Below are 17,164 nucleotides of genomic sequence, written 5' to 3' on the forward strand. Positions count from 1 at the left end.
TAAACCAATGAACGGAACCAACCTTTTCAAAATAGCTCTCCGGGCGCTTGCCAACAATAAGCTGCGGGCTTTCCTCACGATGCTGGGTATCATCATCGGCGTGGCGTCCGTCATCACGATGCTTGCCATCGGGCAGGGTTCGAAGAAGAGCATCCAGGCGCAAATCTCCGAAATGGGCTCGAATATGATAATGATTCATCCGGGAGCGGACATGCGCGGCGGCGTACGGCAAGACCCCAGCGCCATGCAGACGCTGAAGCTCACCGACTACGAAGCCCTGCGCAACGAAACGAACTTCCTGTCTGCCGTCAGCCCCAACGTATCCTCGTCGGGACAGCTCATCGCGGGCAACAACAACTACCCCTCTTCCGTAAACGGCGTAGGCACGGACTACCTCGAAATCCGCCAGCTTACGGTGGACAACGGCACGATGTTTACGGAAGCCGACATACAGACTTCCGCCAAAGTATGCGTCATCGGCAAGACGATACAGGACAATCTTTTCCCCGACGGAGAAGACCCCGTAGGACGTATTATCCGCTTCAACCAGGTGCCTTTCCGTGTGACGGGCGTACTGAAAGCCAAAGGTTACAACAGCATGGGCATGGACCAGGATGATGTGGTGCTCGCTCCCTACACCACCGTGATGAAGCGTCTGCTTGCACAGACTTATCTGCAAGGTATCTTCGCATCCGCCCTCACCGAGGACATGACGGATAACGCCACCGAGGAAATCACCGGGATTCTGCGCCGTAACCATAAACTGAAAGACAGCGACGACGACGATTTCACCATACGCAGCCAGCAGGAGCTCAGCTCGATGCTGAACACCACCACCGACCTGATGACCACTCTCCTCGCCTGTATCGCAGGCATATCGCTGGTAGTAGGTGGTATCGGCATCATGAACATCATGTATGTATCCGTAACGGAACGTACCCGCGAAATCGGTCTGCGCATGAGTGTGGGCGCCAGAGGAGTGGATATTCTGTCGCAATTCCTCATCGAGGCTATCCTCATCAGCATCACCGGCGGACTTATCGGCGTTATCATCGGCTGCGGCGCAAGCTGGATAGTAAAAAGCGCAGCCCATTGGCCTATTTACATACAAGCCTGGAGCGTATTCCTCAGCTTTGCCGTCTGTACGGTAACGGGAGTGTTCTTCGGCTGGTATCCCGCCAAGAAAGCGGCAGACTTAGACCCGATAGAAGCGATACGATATGAGTGATGAGGGATTAGGGATTAGCGATTAGTGATTAGTGATAAACGATTAGCGATTGGGGATAAACGGTTAGTTTTTATTGATAGCTAATCCCTAATCACTTATCACTAATCACTAATCACTAATCGCTTATCACTAATCCCTAAAAAAAACTATCTTTGCATTTGTATGAAACAATTTCTCTACTCACGGTCGCGCATCATCGAAGCCTTGATTCATATCATCGGCTGGGGAATAGTATTTGCCTTTCCTTTTGTGATGATGACACGCAGCGGATTCACCATTACGTGGGTGGAATACCTGCGTCATGGCAGTGTTGTTCCGCTGTCGTTTCTTATCGTGTTCTATGGCAATTACTGCTTCCTCATCCCCCGCTATCTGTTCGAGGGACGCATCAGGCAGTATCTGCTGCTGAATGTGTTGCTGATAGTTTGCGTTACCGCCGGCGTGCACTTCTGGCAGGAGTACGCATTCCACGCCTATGCCAAAGTGGAAGACGAGGGCAAACGACACATGGGCCCGCCGAAGTGGATATTCATCATGCGCGATTTCTTTTCCATGATACTTACCGTAGGACTGAGTGCGGCCATCCGTCTCAGCGGACGTTGGGTACAGGTGGAAGCCGCCCGCCGTGAAGCCGAGAAAAGCCGTACGGAAGCGGAACTGAAGAATCTGCGCAATCAGCTCAACCCTCATTTCCTGCTCAATACGCTGAACAATATCTACGCGCTCATCGCCTTTGATACAGATAAGGCTCAAACGGCCGTACAGGAACTGAGCCGCCTGCTGCGCCATGTCCTTTACGACAATCAGCAGAATTTCGTGACTTTGGGCAAGGAAATGGATTTCATAAAGAACTACATCGCGTTGATGCGCATCCGCCTCTCGGCCAATGTCACCGTTGAAACACGTTTCGACATCCGTCCCGACAGCCCTACGGAGATTGCCCCGCTGATATTCATCTCTCTCATAGAGAATGCTTTCAAGCATGGCATCTCTCCCACCGAGTCCAGCCATATCCGTATCTATTTCAGTGAAAGCGCGCATGAGGTGCGTTGCGAAATCGCCAACAGTTACCACCCCAAGAACGAAGCCGATAAGAGCGGCAGCGGCATCGGACTGGAGCAAGTGCTCAAGCGTCTGGAGCTGACCTATCCCGGCCGGTACGCATGGCAGCACGGCGTAAGCGAGGACGGAAAAGAATATAAATCGGTTTTAGTAATCAATCACTGACAACATGAATCTGAAGTGTGCAATCGTAGACGATGAACCGCTGGCTCTGAACCTGTTGGAGAGCTACGTCAACAAAACCCCGTTTCTGGAACTTGCCGGCAAATACTCCAGTGCGGTGCAAGCGATGAACGATTTGCCGGACAAGCATGTCGACCTTCTCTTCCTCGACATACAAATGCCCGAACTCAACGGACTGGAGTTCTCCAGAATGGTAGATACGCATACGCGCATAGTTTTCACCACCGCTTTCGACCAATATGCCATAGACGGGTATAAAGTCAACGCCCTCGATTATCTGCTGAAACCTATCTCGTACGTAGATTTTCTGCAAGCCGCCAACAAAGCCGTGCAATGGTTCGAGCTGCTGCAACAGCCCAAAGAGGAAATTGAAAGTATCTTCGTGAAAAGTGATTACAAGCTGGTACAAGTGGATCTCAGAAACATCCTCTACATCGAAGGCCTGAAAGACTATATCAAAATCTATGAGGAGAACTCCCCCAAGCCCATTCTCTCACTCATGAGCATGAAGTCCATGGAAGAACTCCTGCCCGCTTCCCGCTTCATACGCGTGCATCGTTCCTATATCGTCCAAAAAGATAAGATACGTATCATCGACCGCGGACGTATCGTTTTTGGCAAGAACTATATCCCCATCAGTGACAGTTACAAACAAATATTCCAGGATTTTCTTAATAAAAGGAGTTAAAAAGCCCCTCATAGGTTTATATTTTATTGAAATCAGCCTATTTCTAATAATATCCTATTGCATATTAAAAGATGTTTTTTTACCTTTGCGGCGAACAGATAGGAGTTGTGAAACTCCCCCAATAGAATAGTTTAGTTAAGTCTAGTTTAGTTTTTGTGTAAGCACTTCCTTCGTAAGCGAACGTTGGAAGTGCTTTTATTTATAGGTTATAGAGCATTTACGAAAAAAGCAAGATTTGAAAATAGTCTCATTTTTGGGACAAAATAATTGCCAAAAACAAGAAAGAAGGAGAGATGAAAAACATCATTTACAATACAACCAGAAGCACAAGAACTCATTAATAAGCATATATCAAAAAACGGCAAACTTGTATTCGGTAAATATAACACGTTCGGCAAATGCTATTCGGTTATTTCCAGAAAAATAGCAGAGCTTGCAGAAGTTGCATGGATAGATATGCGAGATAACGAAAATAATTCAAGCGACAGTTGCGAAATAACCAAAGGATTATTATCTTTGTAATGTCAAATAACAAAAGTAATCAACATGAGTAACGAACAAATTAAAAAGGATTTGCTTATACAAAGAGCATTCCTCAAAAAAGAACTAGACCAACTAAGGTTCATCGCTGAAGTTACCGGAACAAACCAAGAAAAAGAGATTGACAAAAGGTTAGACCGGTTACTGACAATCGACAAAATCTTAAAAGAGTTAGAAAAAAAGAAGTAAAACAAAGCCCCTCTCTCCGGAAAGGGCACTAAAAATAAATATATGGCACTGAAAGATGAATTACAGGCATTAAAGCCGCTACTTGGTACAGACTCTCCGGAGTTCTATATCAAAATGAGAGAAATAGCCGCCAAATACAATTCGGAAGAAGATAAGAAAGCTATTGCCAACTTTGTATCAGAGCGCTTACAGAACATTGATAAGAAACTGGATGTTATAGAAGAAAGCGCAATCAAATTACAGTTGCAAGAAGTGGCCGAAATTGTCTCTCTAAGCTATCTTGCGAAGAAATACTTTAATAAAAGTAGGTCATGGTTGTATCAGAGATTAAATGGTAATTTGGTAAACGGGAAACCGGCACGCTTCACACAAGAAGAATTACAGACATTCAACAATGCCCTGCAAGACATTTCTAAAAAAATAGGCTCACTTAGTATCTCATATTGATACTTTGTTATTTGACACCATCCCCGTAGTTGAGCCGCTACGGGGATTTTTTACAAGTTATTATTGTATACTCTATTTTTATTTCCATATCTTTGGAACTTATACAATAAACACCAATAATAATTTCAACAAATAAAGTGTGATTGTCAATTACAGGTCGGACTAAAAAACACATGAGACTATGGGTGAATACAAAACACCCGACATTTACATCAAAGAGAAAAACGCATTCGGAGATTCGATAGGCGATACGATGAAGAACCGTATTGGTAGCCATCAGTCGCCCGGCAGAATTCATCGAGATTACATTCTGGCAGCAGATGCAGGAAAGCCGATAACGATGGATATTATAATATTTAATTGACAACACTGTAATATTTGAATAGTATGACAGACAAAAACGGAACAACTCAGAGCATTCAGACATGGCCTGTGCCTGAATTTCATTTCAGCGTGGAAATATCGAATGTGGGAAAAATCTTCTGCAAGGAAGTGTCGGGACTTGATGTCGAGTTCGATGTGATAGAATACCGTCCCGGTGACATGCCGGGCTTCACCAGGGGCAAGATGCCGGGCTTGCGCAAAGGCGGAGACGTGACCCTGAAAAAGGCGATATTAAAAGACGACAAGACACTCTGGGACTGGATAAATCAGGTGAAGATGAACATTATCCGGCGCGAAAGCGTGACCATTGCCCTGATAGACGAAAGCGGCATTCCGGTACATAGTTGGAAACTAACCAACGCATGGCCCCAAAAGTATACTATGGGAGGCTTCAAAGCCGATGGAAACGGTGTATTCATGGAAAACATCGTACTGGCACATGAAAATATAACACCGGATTAGAATAAATTCAATTGCCGGTATAACTTAGTTTTTGCGTAAGCACTCCCTTCGTAAGCGAACGTTGGAAGTGCTTTTATCCGGTAGAATCATTATACTTGTAGTTCCATACCCAAATTTTCCAATGATTATAAAGAATCCAAATAATCATATAAAGCGGGAAGCTTATCCCTGTCGAACTCAAATTGGCTTGCTGTCTTAGGAAGCTTGTCCGGAGACACATTGTCTGCATGTTCGCCCCATAAACATTCACGATCATATTCGATATTCTTATCCTCGAGTCCCGCATGTTCCTTCAGCCATTTACAAATCAGTTCTCCTAATTTCTTAGTGTCATACTTACATGTAGAATTCTGTTTTCTAACGTAGAGAATAAACTCATCATTACCCATTTTAATTATTTTACCCATCGTTTTTCTTTTAAATATTAAACATGAACAAATATATACAAACAAAAAAGAAACTAATTTCCTCAATGTCCTTTTTCCTGACTCATTTTCATAAACTCTTCTACTGTTCTGGTATAAATATTATCCCTCTTATTATAATAAACAATACTCATTAAGTTTGCCATATTCAAAACAACAGTACTTTCATTTTCCCTATTATATAAAAATATAGCAGAACCGCATTCACCTATATAATTATAATCCTGGTCTGTGTATTCCACACTGTTTTGCATTGTGATATGGAATCTTTGTTCATTGCTTTTCTTATCCAAATTCGCATTATATACGCCTAAAAGGACCATACAGGTAAGAATTGATATGAATAAAATAATTGCAGCAACCAAGTTATGGTAGACTTTCACTATCCGGAATCTGACTTTTCTATATGAGCGTAAATATAAACCGGCGTAAGGAAAACAAAGCATCAATAAGACAACAATCCAAAAGTATTTATATTTAGTTTCTATTGCTCCAATATAAATATTAAAAGGAATAATAATAGATGAAATAACAAATACTATAGGTATAGACAATAAATCTCTATGAAAACTTTCTTTCGCATCTTTTTGGTCATAGTATTTATTTATAACTCTCTTTTTACGTTTACAACGATGTATAATAGATAATACTTTATTTATGCAGGCATTTTGGATTTTGATATTCCTTAGTTTTTTGAATTCATAAAGAAACCTCTTTTGAGGAACCCGGGATAGAAATTGTAAGCCAAAGAAAGCCACAGAAAGCATAACTACTATAAGAATAGGAGTTAAAGTAGAAACCAATACTTCCGCCAGAGTGATATACGAGGTTATATTAATACCAAATTGATAATAATACACCATATAGTATGCAAATCCTATAATATATACAATCAGAGCTAAAACAGGAAGTATTTGTATTACATAAGTTTTTATCCAATTTTGCGTTGCCATAAATATTGATTTTATCCACCATTAACCTATTCCCACGAACCGCCCGCCTATCTAAAGACTTGAGTCATCGGACGTCCTATCCACACTTGCGGCTGCCGCAATCCGAAGATATAGGCTATGGTAGAAGCCACATCGTACTGCATCATGCTCTCGTGGAACACCCCATTTTTCCTCACGTTTTTACCGGAAATAATAAAGGGAGTCTCCATCTCCTGCATTGTCTTACCGCCATGTCCTTTCTTGATACCCCCATGATCTGCGGTAACGATAAATATTGTCTCCTTCAGCATGCCGGCATCCTTTACCGCCTGTACGATGCGTCCGACATAACTATCGAGTTCCTTCAACTTGGCATAATATTCGGGCGTATCATGACCTGCCTTATGCCCCACATGATCCGGATTATCGAAACAAACGGCAAGCAGCGTCGGTTGTTTCTCCTTAATATAGTTCTCGGCCATGCTGCATAACGCTTCGGGATATTGATTATAATCCGGCGCTTTCGCATAATGGCTCAACGATAGAGTATCCACAAGATATTTAATGCCGTTCCACTCATACAAACAACCTATTTCGGCTTCCGGCCGGGCATCTCTCAACTGTCGGAAGATAGTGGGAAATATACCGTGTTCATTTAATATGCGCGAAGGCAATTCGGGAGTTTTGGAACCCCATTCCGTATATCCGTGCAATTCAGGTCCGGCACCCATAAACATAGATGCCCAGTTTACAGCACTGGAAGAGGGTAATACAGAACGTTTTTCCAAAGTATAAGAACCCTCTGCCATTAACTGTTTGATATGGGGAATGTCAGCTTTGGGAACACTGTAAGCCCCCCAGCCATCCAATCCGATTAACACTACATGCTTGGCTTTACTCTTGGCCGAACACGGGATAACAAAAAGACACGCTGCAATGAGGAGTAAAAACAGCGGAACGATTACTTTTTTCATAGATATTTTCTTTATGGTTTACAAAAATAGTAACAACACATGGAATAACCAAATATATACAAACCTACTTCGCGGCCTCATGCGCATGTGCAGCTTCCATCGCCTCGGCTTGGGTCTTATGAATGTGCCGTGCGAGTGCTCAACGGAAGCATAAATCGGTTTGTACCCGTCCACAGGGTGGTACGGAAATTCTCAAAAGTGCTTGTCGGTATTCATAATCCAATACTAATTCAAGTATACTTTATAATATAAAAACCATTCGAAACCGCCGTATCGCCGATACCGGTATATCGTTACCCAAGAAGGGGATATCCCCTTCAGAATACCCCCTTCCGTTATACAAACGCTTTAATGCACCGTCACACCGGCGTATTAAAACCGCTTATTGCTTCTTATATCCGCATTTAGGACATACCCCTTCCTCATTCAGCGAAATGCCGCACAAAGGACAACGTTCGATATCATTCTTCGTATCGAACTCGGCTGAACCTGCATTCACGCCGCTGGTAAAGGTAATCTTGGCAATGTTCAGTTTCTCTTTCAGCAGGTCGTACACGATTTTAATCATGCCTTCCACAGTCATGGTTTCCTTGGTCACCACCAACCGGCAGTCGGGATACGCGGTGGCGAGCGGAGTTTTAAACGCTTCACCCTTCATCTTGTTCTGAGGATGACCGTTCTTGATACCCTGCTTTTCATAAACGTCGAGGATGGCCGGCAACAACGGGTCATCTTCACGCAGCACGAGGGCATGGTCGAAGTTCTTCAGCACGTCCCAAGCCACTTTCTGAATCTCGTTACACGGATACACCATGTTTACTCCTTCATTCACCGTGTCTTCCACCTCAATGGTCAATACGCCTGTATGGCCGTGAAGATACTGGGCTTCGCCTTGGAAACCATAAAATCTGTGTGCATACTGCAAATCGAAAGTTGTGATACTTCTCATTTTCAAATCATTTTTTAGTTAAACATTTATTAAGTGTTATCTGTACCTGTATCTTGTCGATATCGTCCGATACAAGGTTTTTGCTTTCCAGATACTGTTGTATCATCCGTGTCAGTTCGGGGTCTTCATAATCCATTATCTGCTGTCCGTTAAACAGATGATGGTGACTATGAACCGTGATGTCATAATAGCATTTTCCCGTATCGGGATGGCATACCAGCGACAGCAAACCCGCCTTACAGAACGAATCAAGAATACGATACACCGTAGAGAGTGTGATTTCCTTATCTTTCGATTGCACACAGGAGATAATCTCCTCAATCGGAGCGTGGCGCAACTCCGTCATCGCTTCATATACGGCTTTGCGCTGGGGAGTCAGTTTCAGTCCGGCTTCTCTTATTTTATCTGTTCCTTCCATTTATCCATCTTATTTTGCGACAAATATATTGCGAACATTTTGCAATTGCAAATTTTTCGCAATAAAAGACATATAAAATTTCAAAATCAAAGGAAATATAAAGAATCAGGCAAGTTCTCCCCATTCGTTTCAACCCTTTCGTCTTTTCATTGTTATACTGATAAACGGTAATTATATGGACTCCCAACTCTCGGACATACGAAAAGAATATAAGAAAGGCAAGCTCACCCGTAACACCATCTCGGAGAACCCTTTCGAGCAATTCGCCCGCTGGCTCGACGATGCCCTGCATTGCGGCGAGGATGAACCTACGGCCATGATTGCGGCCACCGTCTCGCCCGACGGCCGCCCCTCTACCCGCACCGTCCTGCTGAAAGGCGTGGAAAACGGCCGATTCATCTTCTTCACCAACTACGAAAGCCGCAAGGGAAGGCAGCTCGCGGCCAATCCGCACATCTCCCTCTCTTTCGTCTGGCATAAGCTGGAGAGACAGGTACACATCGAGGGTATAGCGGAGAGATGCGCTCCCCGCGAATCGGACGCCTACTTCTCCACCCGACCCTACAAAAGCCGGATCGGCGCAAGAATATCCCCGCAAAGCCACGTTATCGGCAGCCGGATGGAAATCATCCGCGCCTTTGTAAAAGAAGCCGCCAAACTGGCCGGACAAACCGTGCAGCGTCCCGACAACTGGGGCGGCTTTGCCGTCACCCCCACCCGCTTCGAGTTCTGGCAGGGGCGTGAAAGCAGACTGCACGACCGCTTCCGATACACGCTCCGTGAGGCGGCGCCCGTTCCCGCATGGACAATACTCCGCCTCGCCCCCTGACCGGGCATCCGGCTCTTATATCCTACAAATAAACCTTAAAATGAAAAACAAACTCATAACGCTGCTGTTAGAGGGGAAAACTTAAAAGAAGATAGTTATGAATTATGGAATCAGTGTTCTCTTTCGCGCCATCCCACTGTTGATGGCCTTGTTTTGTTTTGGTTACGGAGCTTTCGTGCTCGGCATGGGAACAGACCCGGCCAGGTACGTTGCCGGCCCGGTAGTGATGTCATTGGGAATGATATGCATCGCCTTGTTCGCGACGGCGGCAACCATTATCCGGCAGATAATCCACACGTATAACACGGTCGCCAAATACGCCCTGCCCGTTCTTGGCTATCTGGCCGCCCTGCTCACGTTCATCTACGGCTGGGAATACTTCAGCGAAGCCCCTACTGCCGGACATTTCGTAGCCGGACACGTCATCTGCGGCGTAGCCTTCATCACCGCTTGCGTGGCCACCACCGCCACTTCGTCCACCCGCTTCACCCTTATCCCCGCCAACTCCGACGCTACGGGTCACGACACACCCCCGCAGGCCTTCAGCGCCATGCAGGGCAACATTCTCATCGCCGTTGCAGCGCTGCTGGCACTCGCCGCCTGGATATGGACTATCTGGCTGCTTGCCAAGAGCGACGTTCACAACGCCTACTACATTGCCGGACACGTCATGGCAGGCATCTCCTGCATCTGCACCAGTCTCGTGGCGTTGGTGGCGACCATCGTACGCCAGATACGCAACAGCTACTCGCACTCCGAACGCAAATGGTGGCCTGCCGTGGTACTCGCGATGGGCACTCTCGGCATCCTCTGGGGCTTGCTGGTAACGACCGAACACAATCCCGCCAAATCATCCATCGGTTATATCATGATAGGTTTAGGACTGGTTTGTTACAGCATCTCGAGCAAAGTCATACTGCTTGCGGCCATCTGGCGCAACACCTTCAAACTGGCCAACCGCATCCCGCTGATACCGGTATTCACCGCCTTGGCCTGCCTGTTCCTCTCCGCTTTCCTCTTCGAGATGGCGGGCATGCACGAGGTTTACTTCGTACCCGCGCGCGTACTGGCAGGCTTGGGCGGCATTTGTTTCACGCTATTCTCCATAGTCAGCATACTGGAAAGCGGTACCTCAAAAGGGTAACCGCTTATCCCGTAATCTCTACGTCGGTAAAGATGTCCACACTCTCGGCGTGATGCGCCACGTAGGCCGCCGGCCCCGTATCGCCCGATTTCATGATGTCGTACACCACGTCCGTCTTGTTCTTGCCCGTAATCAGGAATACAATCTTCCTCGCGTTGAACAGCAGACACCCCGTCATGGCGATGCGCGGCTGCCCGTTATACGGATTCACGCTCGCCTCGTACGGATGGAAAGAAGACAGCAGATACTCCTGTCCGGGGAAGATAGACGACGTATGCCCGTCATCTCCGGCTCCCAGCAGTACCAGGTCGAACGCCGGGAAGCCCCGCCGCAGAGGAACCGTGCCGAACACCAGGTCTGAGTAACGCTTCGCCTCTTTCTCCGGATGGCGGCAAGCGCCGTCGATGGGAAACACAAACTCATCCGGCATACCCACTTCTCTCAGCAGCAGCCGCAGCATGGTGCCGTAGTTGCTGTCCGAGTCTTTGACGGGTACGCAACGCTCGTCCACCCAGAAGATGCGCATCCGCATCCACGGAGTTTCTTTCTTGAACTCATGCGCCCAAATGTCAAACATAAGGGAAGGCGTCGTTCCCCCACTGAAAGCAATGTGGAAGATTCGCTCCGGCTCCCGGTTCATCATGTCTATTATGTACCGGATAAGAGCCCGTGAGGTCGAAGTCGCGGCAGGATATATATAACTTTTCATAATTCGCAATATTCATCGGTATTCGTCAAATTCTTGCACGGGTTCGTCCATTCGGCTCCGTGCTCGCGCATCATCGCTTCACTTTCCAGAGGACCCCAGGTTCCTACGGGATAACCGTACAGCGGCGCCCCGGGATGCTCCTGCCAGAATTTCAGTACGGGGTCGAAGAAACGCCATGACGCGTCCACGGCATCGCTGCGCGTAAAGAGTGTCTGGTCGCCCTGTATGCAGTCCTCTATCAGGCGGGCATACGCGTCGCCGGTGGGCAGTCCGCCCAGGTCGGAATAGCTGAAGTCCATCATCACCTGCTTCACGTCGAAGCCCGGTCCCGGAACCTTCATGCCGAATTTCAGCACGATGCCCTCGTTGGGTTGCAGGCGCAGAATCAGTTTGTTGGCACGCGGGCAGTGGCCGCCCTCGCAACGGAACATCTGGTGGGGCGTCTCACGGAAGTGCACCACGATTTCGGTCACTTTCGTCGGCATCTGCTTCCCGGTACGGATATAGAAAGGCACGCCGCTCCAACGCCAGTTGTCGATACCAATCTTCATGGCGATGTACGTTTCCGTACGTGAGTCGGGAGCCACATTCTTCTCCTCGCGATAGCCGGGCTTGGTGGCGGATGCGGTATATTGCCCGCGCACGATATGCTCGTTCAAGTCTTCCTCGGTGAGCGGAGAGAGCGATTCGTACACTTTCACCACCTCGTTGCGGAAGTTATCGGCATTGAACACCGCGGGCGGTTCCATGGCAGTGAGCGCCACCAGTTGAATAAGGTGGTTCTGCACCATATCGCGCAATGCTCCGGCTCCCTCGTAGAAGCCGCCGCGCTGCTCGATGCCCAGATTCTCCACAGCCGTTATCTCTACGTAGTCGATGTAGTTACGGTTCCAAAGCGGCTCGAAAATACCGTTGGCGAAGCGGAACGCCAGAATGTTCTGCGCGGTTTCCTTGCCCAGGAAGTGGTCGATACGGTAAATCTGGTGCTCCTCGAACACCGAGGCATAGATACGGTTCAGCTCGCGCGCCGAGTCCAAATCATAGCCGAAAGGCTTCTCCACGATGATGCGCGTATGAGGACGGTTCAGTCCCGCAGCCTTCAGGTGCAGAGGAATCACGCCGTACAGCGACGGCGGAGTGGCCAGGTAGTACAACATGCCGTCCGGCTCCTGCTCGCCCGTCAGCTCCTGCAGGCGGGCGGCCAGCTTGCCGTAATCGGCGGCTTCGGCGGGATTGAGCGAGAGGTAGTGCAGACGGTCGCAGAAGTCAGCCATGCGGTTGTCCGCATGCTCTTCCGGGGCTACAAAACGCTCCATCTCCGTCCGTATATAGGTACGGTAGGTATCATCCTGATATTCGGTACGTCCGATACCTAAAACAGCGAAATCTTCCGGTAAGCGGTTATCCTTGTACAGCGCATACAGTGCCGGCATCAGTTTTCGCTTCGTCAGGTCGCCGGAAGCGCCGAAAATTATCATCACAAATTTACTCATAGCTTTATGTTTGTTTTTTTTGGGGGGCATTTCAGTAATCTTTCTCCGAGAGGGGGCTACACGTTGTAGGTTCCCGACTTCGTATCTCCGCCGTGTCCCGTCCAGTTTTCGTGGAAGAATTGTCCTCGCAGTTCGTCCACACGCTCAAAGGTGTGCGCTCCGAAATAGTCGCGCTGCGCCTGAATCATGTTGGCCGGCAGCTTGGCCGACACGAGCGAGTAGAAATAGTTCAATGCCGACGAGAAGGCGGGAACCGGAAGTTCCTCTTTCATGGCCTGCGCCACCAGATGTTTCCAGCCGGAAAGCAGTTGCTTCATCTCGTTGCTGAAATAGGGAGCGAGCAGAAGATGCTGCGGTTTTCCGGCCTGCTCGAAAGCGGCGGCGATGTCATTCAGGAAGATGCTGCGGATGATGCAGCCGCCACGCCACATACGGGCTATGGAAGCCAGGTCGAGGTTCCACCCGAAAGCGTCCGAGGCGCGTTGCAGTACGGCGAAGCCCTGTGCATAGGACACCAGCTTGGACGCGTACAGCGCCGAATAGATGTCTTTCACCATTTCGGGCTTGTTGTACACCACGTCCGTGCGCCGGCACACAAAATGCTTGGCGGCCGATTCCCTCAGGCTTTTCTGCGCCGACAGGCTGCGTTCGAATACCGCCGTGGCAATCAGTCCCAGCGGCATGCCCAGCTCCATCGCGTTGATTACCGACCACTTGCCGGTACCTTTCTGTCCGGCGGTATCCAGAATTTTATCTATCAGATAGCCGCCCGACTTATCCTTGTGACGCAGGATGTTGGCCGTAATCTCAATGAGATAGCTGCGCAACTTGCCCTCGTTCCAAGTCGAAAAAACGGAAGACATTTCCTCGTTATTCAGTTGCAGCAGATTCTTCATCACCCAGTAGGCTTCCGAGATGAGCTGCATGTCGCCGTATTCGATGCCGTTGTGAATCATCTTGACAAAGTGTCCCGAACCCGCCGGGCCCACCCACTGGCAGCACGGCGTGCCGTCGGACGCTTTGGCGGCGATGCTTTGCAGAATCGGTTTCACCTCGTCCCAAGCGGTCACCGACCCGCCCGGCATGATGGAAGCGCCGTTCAGCGCGCCCTCTTCACCGCCGGACACGCCTGCGCCCACAAAACGGAATCCTTTTTCTTCGGCCGACGCCACGCGGCGGTTGGTATCTTCGTAGTTGGAGTTGCCGCCGTCTATCAGTATATCGCCCGGCGAAAGCAACGGAAACAGTTGTTCCATCAGTTCGTCCACGGCACTGCCTGCACGAACCATCATCATTATTTTACGCGGCGCGGCCACCGACTCCACAAAACGGGCTATATCCGTATAGCCGCGAATGCTCTTACCACGTGCGCGGCCGTTGATAAAACGGTCTACCACACCTTCTTCAATCCCCGGAACCGTACGGTTGTAAACCGATACCTGCCAGCCTTTATCCGCCATATTCAACGCCAGATTTTCACCCATTACGGCCAGCCCTATTAGTCCAATGTCAGTTTTATTTAAATTCTCCATATATTGATACTTGTAAAATTTATCTTTATAGTTGAAACAATATGTGCCCGCTATTTGTTCATGTCAAGTTTGAAATTATTCCATATTTTGTTTAACTTTTGATTAACCGCTCGTTTCAAGGAAAATCAATTACAAATATCCCGGATTTACGGGCGGTTCGTCAAGCAGTGAAGCGGCGTCGAAACAGGGACACTCCTTTATCCATTCTTCGGGCTCTATCTCGCCGTTGCCGTTCAGGTCGGGACTGAGGTCGCGGTGCCCGCAAAGGCGGCTGCCGGGATAGTCTTTCAACAGTAGCAGGACGAGCGCTCTCAGGGAGTGTTTCTGAAAATCGGTACGGGTATCGGCAGGCCGTCCCCGCTCGTTCAGCCCGCCCTCGTAGCAGATGCCGACGCTGTGAGCGTTGCAGCCTCTGGCATGCGCGCCGGGACGTTCCAGAGGCCGGAGCGTCTTTATATCACCGTTCTTACGGATGTAAAAATGATAACCTGCGCCGGAAAAGCCCCGGCGCAGGTGGTCTGTTGTCAGGTCGTGTTCCGTATAGCTGCGGTCGCAACGGGTGGCGGAACAGTGGACAACGATGAGGTTGATGAATCTCATTTTGAGTTATGAGTTATAAGTTATGAGTTATGGCTTGGCTACATGGGCATTGCGTGTGCGCCCAATGCGCCGAGAACGGCTGATGCTACTGCGATTACGATTTTGAGGAGCTTGTCCCACCAGGTTGATTTTTTTATAATAATGAAAATTGATTGAAATGTTATCAGGAAATAGGGTACGGACGGGCAGGCGGCCTTTCAATAACGGGATAAGGCTTGAAATCCGTTCCGCCCTGTCTTTTACCCTGTTTCAGTCCGGCGGGTTCTTAGCCCAACGGATTTTCTTCTTCTCCGTCGTTTCCGCCGCCGTTGCCACCGCCGCCGTTACCGCCACCTGTCTCTCCGTCCATTGCCGCCTGTACATCGAGAAATTCAATCTTCTCTCCTGCACGCGTAGACGTCAGATTCGGTTTCACACTGCTCGAAGCTCGAAAGTTAATCTTCACCGTCCTGATATTCTTGGATGTACAATCCTTTACATCCGCCACTCCCGCCGAGTGCGCCGAAAGGCTGAATACGCCGAACTCCTGAATATTCACCGAATGACCGTTATACAACGCCGTCCGCATCGCTTCCACGAAGTTCGTCAGCACACTCTTGATATCCCCGTAAGAAAGGGAACTTTTCTCTTTCATCTCGTACGCGATACTCTCCAGCGTCATTGTCTGACCCATCGTAACGAGGCGGGGATGAAACACTATCTCGGAATTTTTATTCTTCGGGTCTTTCCGATAACCCACTTTCTTAAATGGTACTGCCATAGTAAATTGAGAATTGAGAATTAAAAATTAAAAAATAGGGAGACTGAGCCGGGGTGCGCAATTGGCGGTTAACCATACCCTCTCTTGTTCCGTAGGACAAAGATACGGAAGTACGCACCGCTGTTTTGTCGTACATGGGTGCGGCGGTATATGTATGTCGATAGTTGGATTTCAAGTGATTATAATGTGCGGTTCACTTCCGTAGTCCGTATTTTTTCCGTATATTTGAGGTATATCCGAGAGATGGCTCGAACAAAAAAACAGTAATCATAAAACGTTTAAAATCATAACAAAGAGATGGAGAATCATTGCATTGAAGAACCTTTCATTATCCGTTCTTACAGAAAATCGGAGTTGGCGCACTTATATAATCCCGATATGCCGCTTGTGCCCGCCATGCGCAAGATGAGGTATTGGATACAAAGAAATCCCGAACTGTACGAGGCCATGTACAGGTCGGGAGAAGCAAGGGGAGACCACCGCTATACGAGGCGGCAGGTGAGGCTGATTGTAGAGACGCTGGGAGAGCCGTAAAAAACAATACCACCGACATCAAACATATACCGAGTTTTTTACCTATCTTTGTCAGTGTACAAAACAAAGTAATTATGAATACCTTAGAATTAGAAGCTTATAAGGCAGAATTGGCAAGGGAAGTATTGAGTATTGACAACAAAGAAGTGCTGGACGATATAAAAGAAATCATATTGAAAGGTACGGGACATAATGCACCCTGCCGGATGAATTTCAGTGAGGTAAAGCAACACCTGCAAGCTTCTGAAAAGCGGTTTGATGCAGGAGAATACATCAGTGAGGAACAAATGGAAGAGCTTTTTAACTCACTGCGGTAATGATTATACGATACGACGTTAAAGCCCGGTATCAGATTGAAGAAATCTTTCAATACGGAAAAAGTAACTTCGGTTCTCAAACCGCTTTAAGATATATACAGAAGCTGAGAGAGAACATCAACGGATTAAAACAGCATCCTTTGGCAGGAAGCATTGAATGGCTGCTCACCGATAAAGAGCATGAATACAGATTTATTTTTGTAAAGCCTTATAAAGTAATCTATTCTATCAAAGGAGAGATTATTAGAATACATCTCTTTTGGCATACCTACCGAAATCCCGACACTTTAAAATCCTGTCCTCTCGAAGTCTGTGAACCATCCTCTCCCTACGGAAAAGAATAATATTTTGCCTATGCCGCCAAT

General features: G+C 47.9%; 23 protein-coding genes. 12 read left to right on the forward strand and 11 right to left on the reverse strand.

Going from position 1 to position 17,164, the window contains the following annotated elements; translation table 11 throughout:
• The first annotated feature begins 7 nt into the window (after positions 1–7).
• The 7 genes from BHV73_RS13135 to BHV73_RS13165 all read left to right on the forward strand — a co-directional run bounded on the left by BHV73_RS13135 (position 8) and on the right by BHV73_RS13165 (position 5,183).
• Positions 8–1,228: an ABC transporter permease gene (locus tag BHV73_RS13135; RefSeq protein ID WP_009120414.1), complete on the forward strand. Its 1,221-nt coding sequence runs from the start codon at positions 8–10 to the stop codon at positions 1,226–1,228.
• Positions 1,229–1,390: 162 nt separating this feature from the next.
• Entirely contained in the window at positions 1,391–2,455 is a 1,065-nt protein-coding gene (locus tag BHV73_RS13140; RefSeq protein ID WP_087413717.1) for a sensor histidine kinase, read from the forward strand.
• Positions 2,456–2,459: 4 nt separating this feature from the next.
• Positions 2,460–3,161, forward strand: a complete 702-nt coding sequence (locus BHV73_RS13145; RefSeq protein WP_286738519.1) for a LytR/AlgR family response regulator transcription factor — start codon at positions 2,460–2,462, stop codon at positions 3,159–3,161.
• Positions 3,162–3,707: 546 nt separating this feature from the next.
• Entirely contained in the window at positions 3,708–3,890 is a 183-nt protein-coding gene (locus BHV73_RS13150; RefSeq protein WP_117589094.1) for a hypothetical protein, read from the forward strand.
• A 42-nt stretch (positions 3,891–3,932) separates the two neighbouring features.
• On the forward strand, positions 3,933–4,337 hold the full coding sequence (locus BHV73_RS13155) for a DUF5053 domain-containing protein (RefSeq protein WP_118047606.1): 405 nt from the start codon (positions 3,933–3,935) through the stop codon (positions 4,335–4,337).
• A gap of 181 nt (positions 4,338–4,518) precedes the next feature.
• Positions 4,519–4,701 carry an SGNH/GDSL hydrolase family protein gene (locus tag BHV73_RS13160; protein WP_087413554.1) on the forward strand — a complete coding sequence of 61 codons (183 nt, stop codon included), beginning with the start codon at positions 4,519–4,521 and terminating at the stop codon, positions 4,699–4,701.
• A 23-nt stretch (positions 4,702–4,724) separates the two neighbouring features.
• Positions 4,725–5,183 (forward strand): phage tail protein, encoded by a 459-nt coding sequence (locus BHV73_RS13165; RefSeq protein WP_087413555.1) that lies wholly within the window; start codon positions 4,725–4,727, stop codon positions 5,181–5,183.
• Positions 5,184–5,308: 125 nt separating this feature from the next.
• Here the strand turns inward: BHV73_RS13165 and BHV73_RS13170 are convergent, their stop codons facing one another.
• The 5 genes from BHV73_RS13170 to BHV73_RS13190 form a co-directional block, all read right to left on the reverse strand.
• The gene (locus tag BHV73_RS13170; protein WP_087413556.1) at positions 5,309–5,590 is read right to left on the reverse strand and encodes a hypothetical protein; all 282 of its coding nucleotides are present in this window, start codon (positions 5,588–5,590) and stop codon (positions 5,309–5,311) included.
• A 62-nt stretch (positions 5,591–5,652) separates the two neighbouring features.
• Positions 5,653–6,561, reverse strand: a complete 909-nt coding sequence (locus BHV73_RS13175) for a hypothetical protein (protein ID WP_087413557.1) — start codon at positions 6,559–6,561, stop codon at positions 5,653–5,655.
• A gap of 47 nt (positions 6,562–6,608) precedes the next feature.
• Positions 6,609–7,514, reverse strand: coding sequence for an alkaline phosphatase family protein (locus BHV73_RS13180; RefSeq protein WP_087413558.1), 906 nt, complete (start codon positions 7,512–7,514; stop codon positions 6,609–6,611).
• A gap of 382 nt (positions 7,515–7,896) precedes the next feature.
• Positions 7,897–8,463, reverse strand: coding sequence for a 6-pyruvoyl trahydropterin synthase family protein (locus tag BHV73_RS13185; RefSeq protein WP_022219317.1), 567 nt, complete (start codon positions 8,461–8,463; stop codon positions 7,897–7,899).
• Between the two features lie 7 nt (positions 8,464–8,470).
• Positions 8,471–8,881, reverse strand: a complete 411-nt coding sequence (locus tag BHV73_RS13190) for a Fur family transcriptional regulator (RefSeq protein WP_022219316.1) — start codon at positions 8,879–8,881, stop codon at positions 8,471–8,473.
• Between the two features lie 175 nt (positions 8,882–9,056).
• Between BHV73_RS13190 and pdxH the strand changes: the two genes are divergently transcribed.
• Both pdxH and BHV73_RS13200 read left to right on the forward strand, forming a co-directional pair.
• Positions 9,057–9,710: a pyridoxamine 5'-phosphate oxidase gene (gene pdxH / locus BHV73_RS13195; RefSeq protein WP_087413559.1), complete on the forward strand. Its 654-nt coding sequence runs from the start codon at positions 9,057–9,059 to the stop codon at positions 9,708–9,710.
• 97 nt (positions 9,711–9,807) lie between these two features.
• Positions 9,808–10,854 (forward strand): DUF2776 family protein, encoded by a 1,047-nt coding sequence (locus BHV73_RS13200; RefSeq protein WP_087413560.1) that lies wholly within the window; start codon positions 9,808–9,810, stop codon positions 10,852–10,854.
• A 4-nt stretch (positions 10,855–10,858) separates the two neighbouring features.
• Here BHV73_RS13200 and pgl read toward each other — a convergent pair whose 3' ends face one another.
• The 6 genes from pgl to BHV73_RS13230 all read right to left on the reverse strand — a co-directional run bounded on the left by pgl (position 10,859) and on the right by BHV73_RS13230 (position 15,948).
• Positions 10,859–11,563, reverse strand: a complete 705-nt coding sequence (pgl, locus tag BHV73_RS13205) for a 6-phosphogluconolactonase (RefSeq protein WP_195621567.1) — start codon at positions 11,561–11,563, stop codon at positions 10,859–10,861.
• Positions 11,560–13,056, reverse strand: a complete 1,497-nt coding sequence (zwf, locus tag BHV73_RS13210; protein ID WP_286738528.1) for a glucose-6-phosphate dehydrogenase — start codon at positions 13,054–13,056, stop codon at positions 11,560–11,562. The genes pgl and zwf overlap by 4 nt, the downstream gene beginning before the upstream one ends.
• Before the next feature lie 56 nt (positions 13,057–13,112).
• Positions 13,113–14,588: a decarboxylating NADP(+)-dependent phosphogluconate dehydrogenase gene (gnd, locus tag BHV73_RS13215; protein ID WP_118467754.1), complete on the reverse strand. Its 1,476-nt coding sequence runs from the start codon at positions 14,586–14,588 to the stop codon at positions 13,113–13,115.
• Positions 14,589–14,717: 129 nt separating this feature from the next.
• The gene (locus BHV73_RS13220; RefSeq protein ID WP_286738530.1) at positions 14,718–15,188 is read right to left on the reverse strand and encodes an N-acetylmuramoyl-L-alanine amidase; all 471 of its coding nucleotides are present in this window, start codon (positions 15,186–15,188) and stop codon (positions 14,718–14,720) included.
• A 38-nt stretch (positions 15,189–15,226) separates the two neighbouring features.
• On the reverse strand, positions 15,227–15,328 hold the full coding sequence (locus BHV73_RS13225; protein ID WP_502686889.1) for a smalltalk protein: 102 nt from the start codon (positions 15,326–15,328) through the stop codon (positions 15,227–15,229).
• Positions 15,329–15,453: 125 nt separating this feature from the next.
• Complete coding sequence (locus tag BHV73_RS13230) at positions 15,454–15,948, reverse strand: HU family DNA-binding protein (protein WP_286738532.1); 495 nt, start codon at positions 15,946–15,948, stop codon at positions 15,454–15,456.
• Positions 15,949–16,245: 297 nt separating this feature from the next.
• On the opposite strand from BHV73_RS13230, the gene BHV73_RS13235 reads away from it, so the two are divergent.
• The 3 genes from BHV73_RS13235 (at position 16,246) to BHV73_RS13245 (ending at position 17,143) form a co-directional block, all read left to right on the forward strand.
• Positions 16,246–16,482 carry a DUF4248 domain-containing protein gene (locus tag BHV73_RS13235; protein WP_009120811.1) on the forward strand — a complete coding sequence of 79 codons (237 nt, stop codon included), beginning with the start codon at positions 16,246–16,248 and terminating at the stop codon, positions 16,480–16,482.
• A 74-nt stretch (positions 16,483–16,556) separates the two neighbouring features.
• Entirely contained in the window at positions 16,557–16,799 is a 243-nt protein-coding gene (locus tag BHV73_RS13240) for a hypothetical protein (RefSeq protein ID WP_087413671.1), read from the forward strand.
• The gene (locus BHV73_RS13245) at positions 16,799–17,143 is read left to right on the forward strand and encodes a type II toxin-antitoxin system RelE/ParE family toxin (protein WP_022218420.1); all 345 of its coding nucleotides are present in this window, start codon (positions 16,799–16,801) and stop codon (positions 17,141–17,143) included. The genes BHV73_RS13240 and BHV73_RS13245 overlap by 1 nt, the downstream gene beginning before the upstream one ends.
• The last annotated feature ends 21 nt before the right edge of the window (positions 17,144–17,164 follow it).

This window comes from Bacteroides sp. 44_46, assembly GCF_001915465.1.
In the GTDB taxonomy this organism is placed as follows: domain Bacteria; phylum Bacteroidota; class Bacteroidia; order Bacteroidales; family Bacteroidaceae; genus Bacteroides; species Bacteroides clarus.

What these genes read in the sequence shown, in the direction of transcription:
- BHV73_RS13135 (WP_009120414.1), top strand. Translation starts at nt 8, where the DNA reads ATGAACGGAACCAACCTTTTCAAAATAGCTCTCCGGGCGCTTGCCAAC.
- BHV73_RS13140 (WP_087413717.1), top strand. Translation starts at nt 1,391, where the DNA reads ATGAAACAATTTCTCTACTCACGGTCGCGCATCATCGAAGCCTTGATT.
- BHV73_RS13145 (WP_286738519.1), top strand. Translation starts at nt 2,460, where the DNA reads ATGAATCTGAAGTGTGCAATCGTAGACGATGAACCGCTGGCTCTGAAC.
- BHV73_RS13150 (WP_117589094.1), top strand. Translation starts at nt 3,708, where the DNA reads ATGAGTAACGAACAAATTAAAAAGGATTTGCTTATACAAAGAGCATTC.
- BHV73_RS13155 (WP_118047606.1), top strand. Translation starts at nt 3,933, where the DNA reads ATGGCACTGAAAGATGAATTACAGGCATTAAAGCCGCTACTTGGTACA.
- BHV73_RS13160 (WP_087413554.1), top strand. Translation starts at nt 4,519, where the DNA reads ATGGGTGAATACAAAACACCCGACATTTACATCAAAGAGAAAAACGCA.
- BHV73_RS13165 (WP_087413555.1), top strand. Translation starts at nt 4,725, where the DNA reads ATGACAGACAAAAACGGAACAACTCAGAGCATTCAGACATGGCCTGTG.
- BHV73_RS13170 (WP_087413556.1), bottom strand. Translation starts at nt 5,590, where the DNA reads ATGGGTAAAATAATTAAAATGGGTAATGATGAGTTTATTCTCTACGTT.
- BHV73_RS13175 (WP_087413557.1), bottom strand. Translation starts at nt 6,561, where the DNA reads ATGGCAACGCAAAATTGGATAAAAACTTATGTAATACAAATACTTCCT.
- BHV73_RS13180 (WP_087413558.1), bottom strand. Translation starts at nt 7,514, where the DNA reads ATGAAAAAAGTAATCGTTCCGCTGTTTTTACTCCTCATTGCAGCGTGT.
- BHV73_RS13185 (WP_022219317.1), bottom strand. Translation starts at nt 8,463, where the DNA reads ATGAGAAGTATCACAACTTTCGATTTGCAGTATGCACACAGATTTTAT.
- BHV73_RS13190 (WP_022219316.1), bottom strand. Translation starts at nt 8,881, where the DNA reads ATGGAAGGAACAGATAAAATAAGAGAAGCCGGACTGAAACTGACTCCC.
- pdxH (WP_087413559.1), top strand. Translation starts at nt 9,057, where the DNA reads ATGGACTCCCAACTCTCGGACATACGAAAAGAATATAAGAAAGGCAAG.
- BHV73_RS13200 (WP_087413560.1), top strand. Translation starts at nt 9,808, where the DNA reads ATGAATTATGGAATCAGTGTTCTCTTTCGCGCCATCCCACTGTTGATG.
- pgl (WP_195621567.1), bottom strand. Translation starts at nt 11,563, where the DNA reads ATGAAAAGTTATATATATCCTGCCGCGACTTCGACCTCACGGGCTCTT.
- zwf (WP_286738528.1), bottom strand. Translation starts at nt 13,056, where the DNA reads ATGAGTAAATTTGTGATGATAATTTTCGGCGCTTCCGGCGACCTGACG.
- gnd (WP_118467754.1), bottom strand. Translation starts at nt 14,588, where the DNA reads ATGGAGAATTTAAATAAAACTGACATTGGACTAATAGGGCTGGCCGTA.
- BHV73_RS13220 (WP_286738530.1), bottom strand. Translation starts at nt 15,188, where the DNA reads ATGAGATTCATCAACCTCATCGTTGTCCACTGTTCCGCCACCCGTTGC.
- BHV73_RS13230 (WP_286738532.1), bottom strand. Translation starts at nt 15,948, where the DNA reads ATGGCAGTACCATTTAAGAAAGTGGGTTATCGGAAAGACCCGAAGAAT.
- BHV73_RS13235 (WP_009120811.1), top strand. Translation starts at nt 16,246, where the DNA reads ATGGAGAATCATTGCATTGAAGAACCTTTCATTATCCGTTCTTACAGA.
- BHV73_RS13240 (WP_087413671.1), top strand. Translation starts at nt 16,557, where the DNA reads ATGAATACCTTAGAATTAGAAGCTTATAAGGCAGAATTGGCAAGGGAA.
- BHV73_RS13245 (WP_022218420.1), top strand. Translation starts at nt 16,799, where the DNA reads ATGATTATACGATACGACGTTAAAGCCCGGTATCAGATTGAAGAAATC.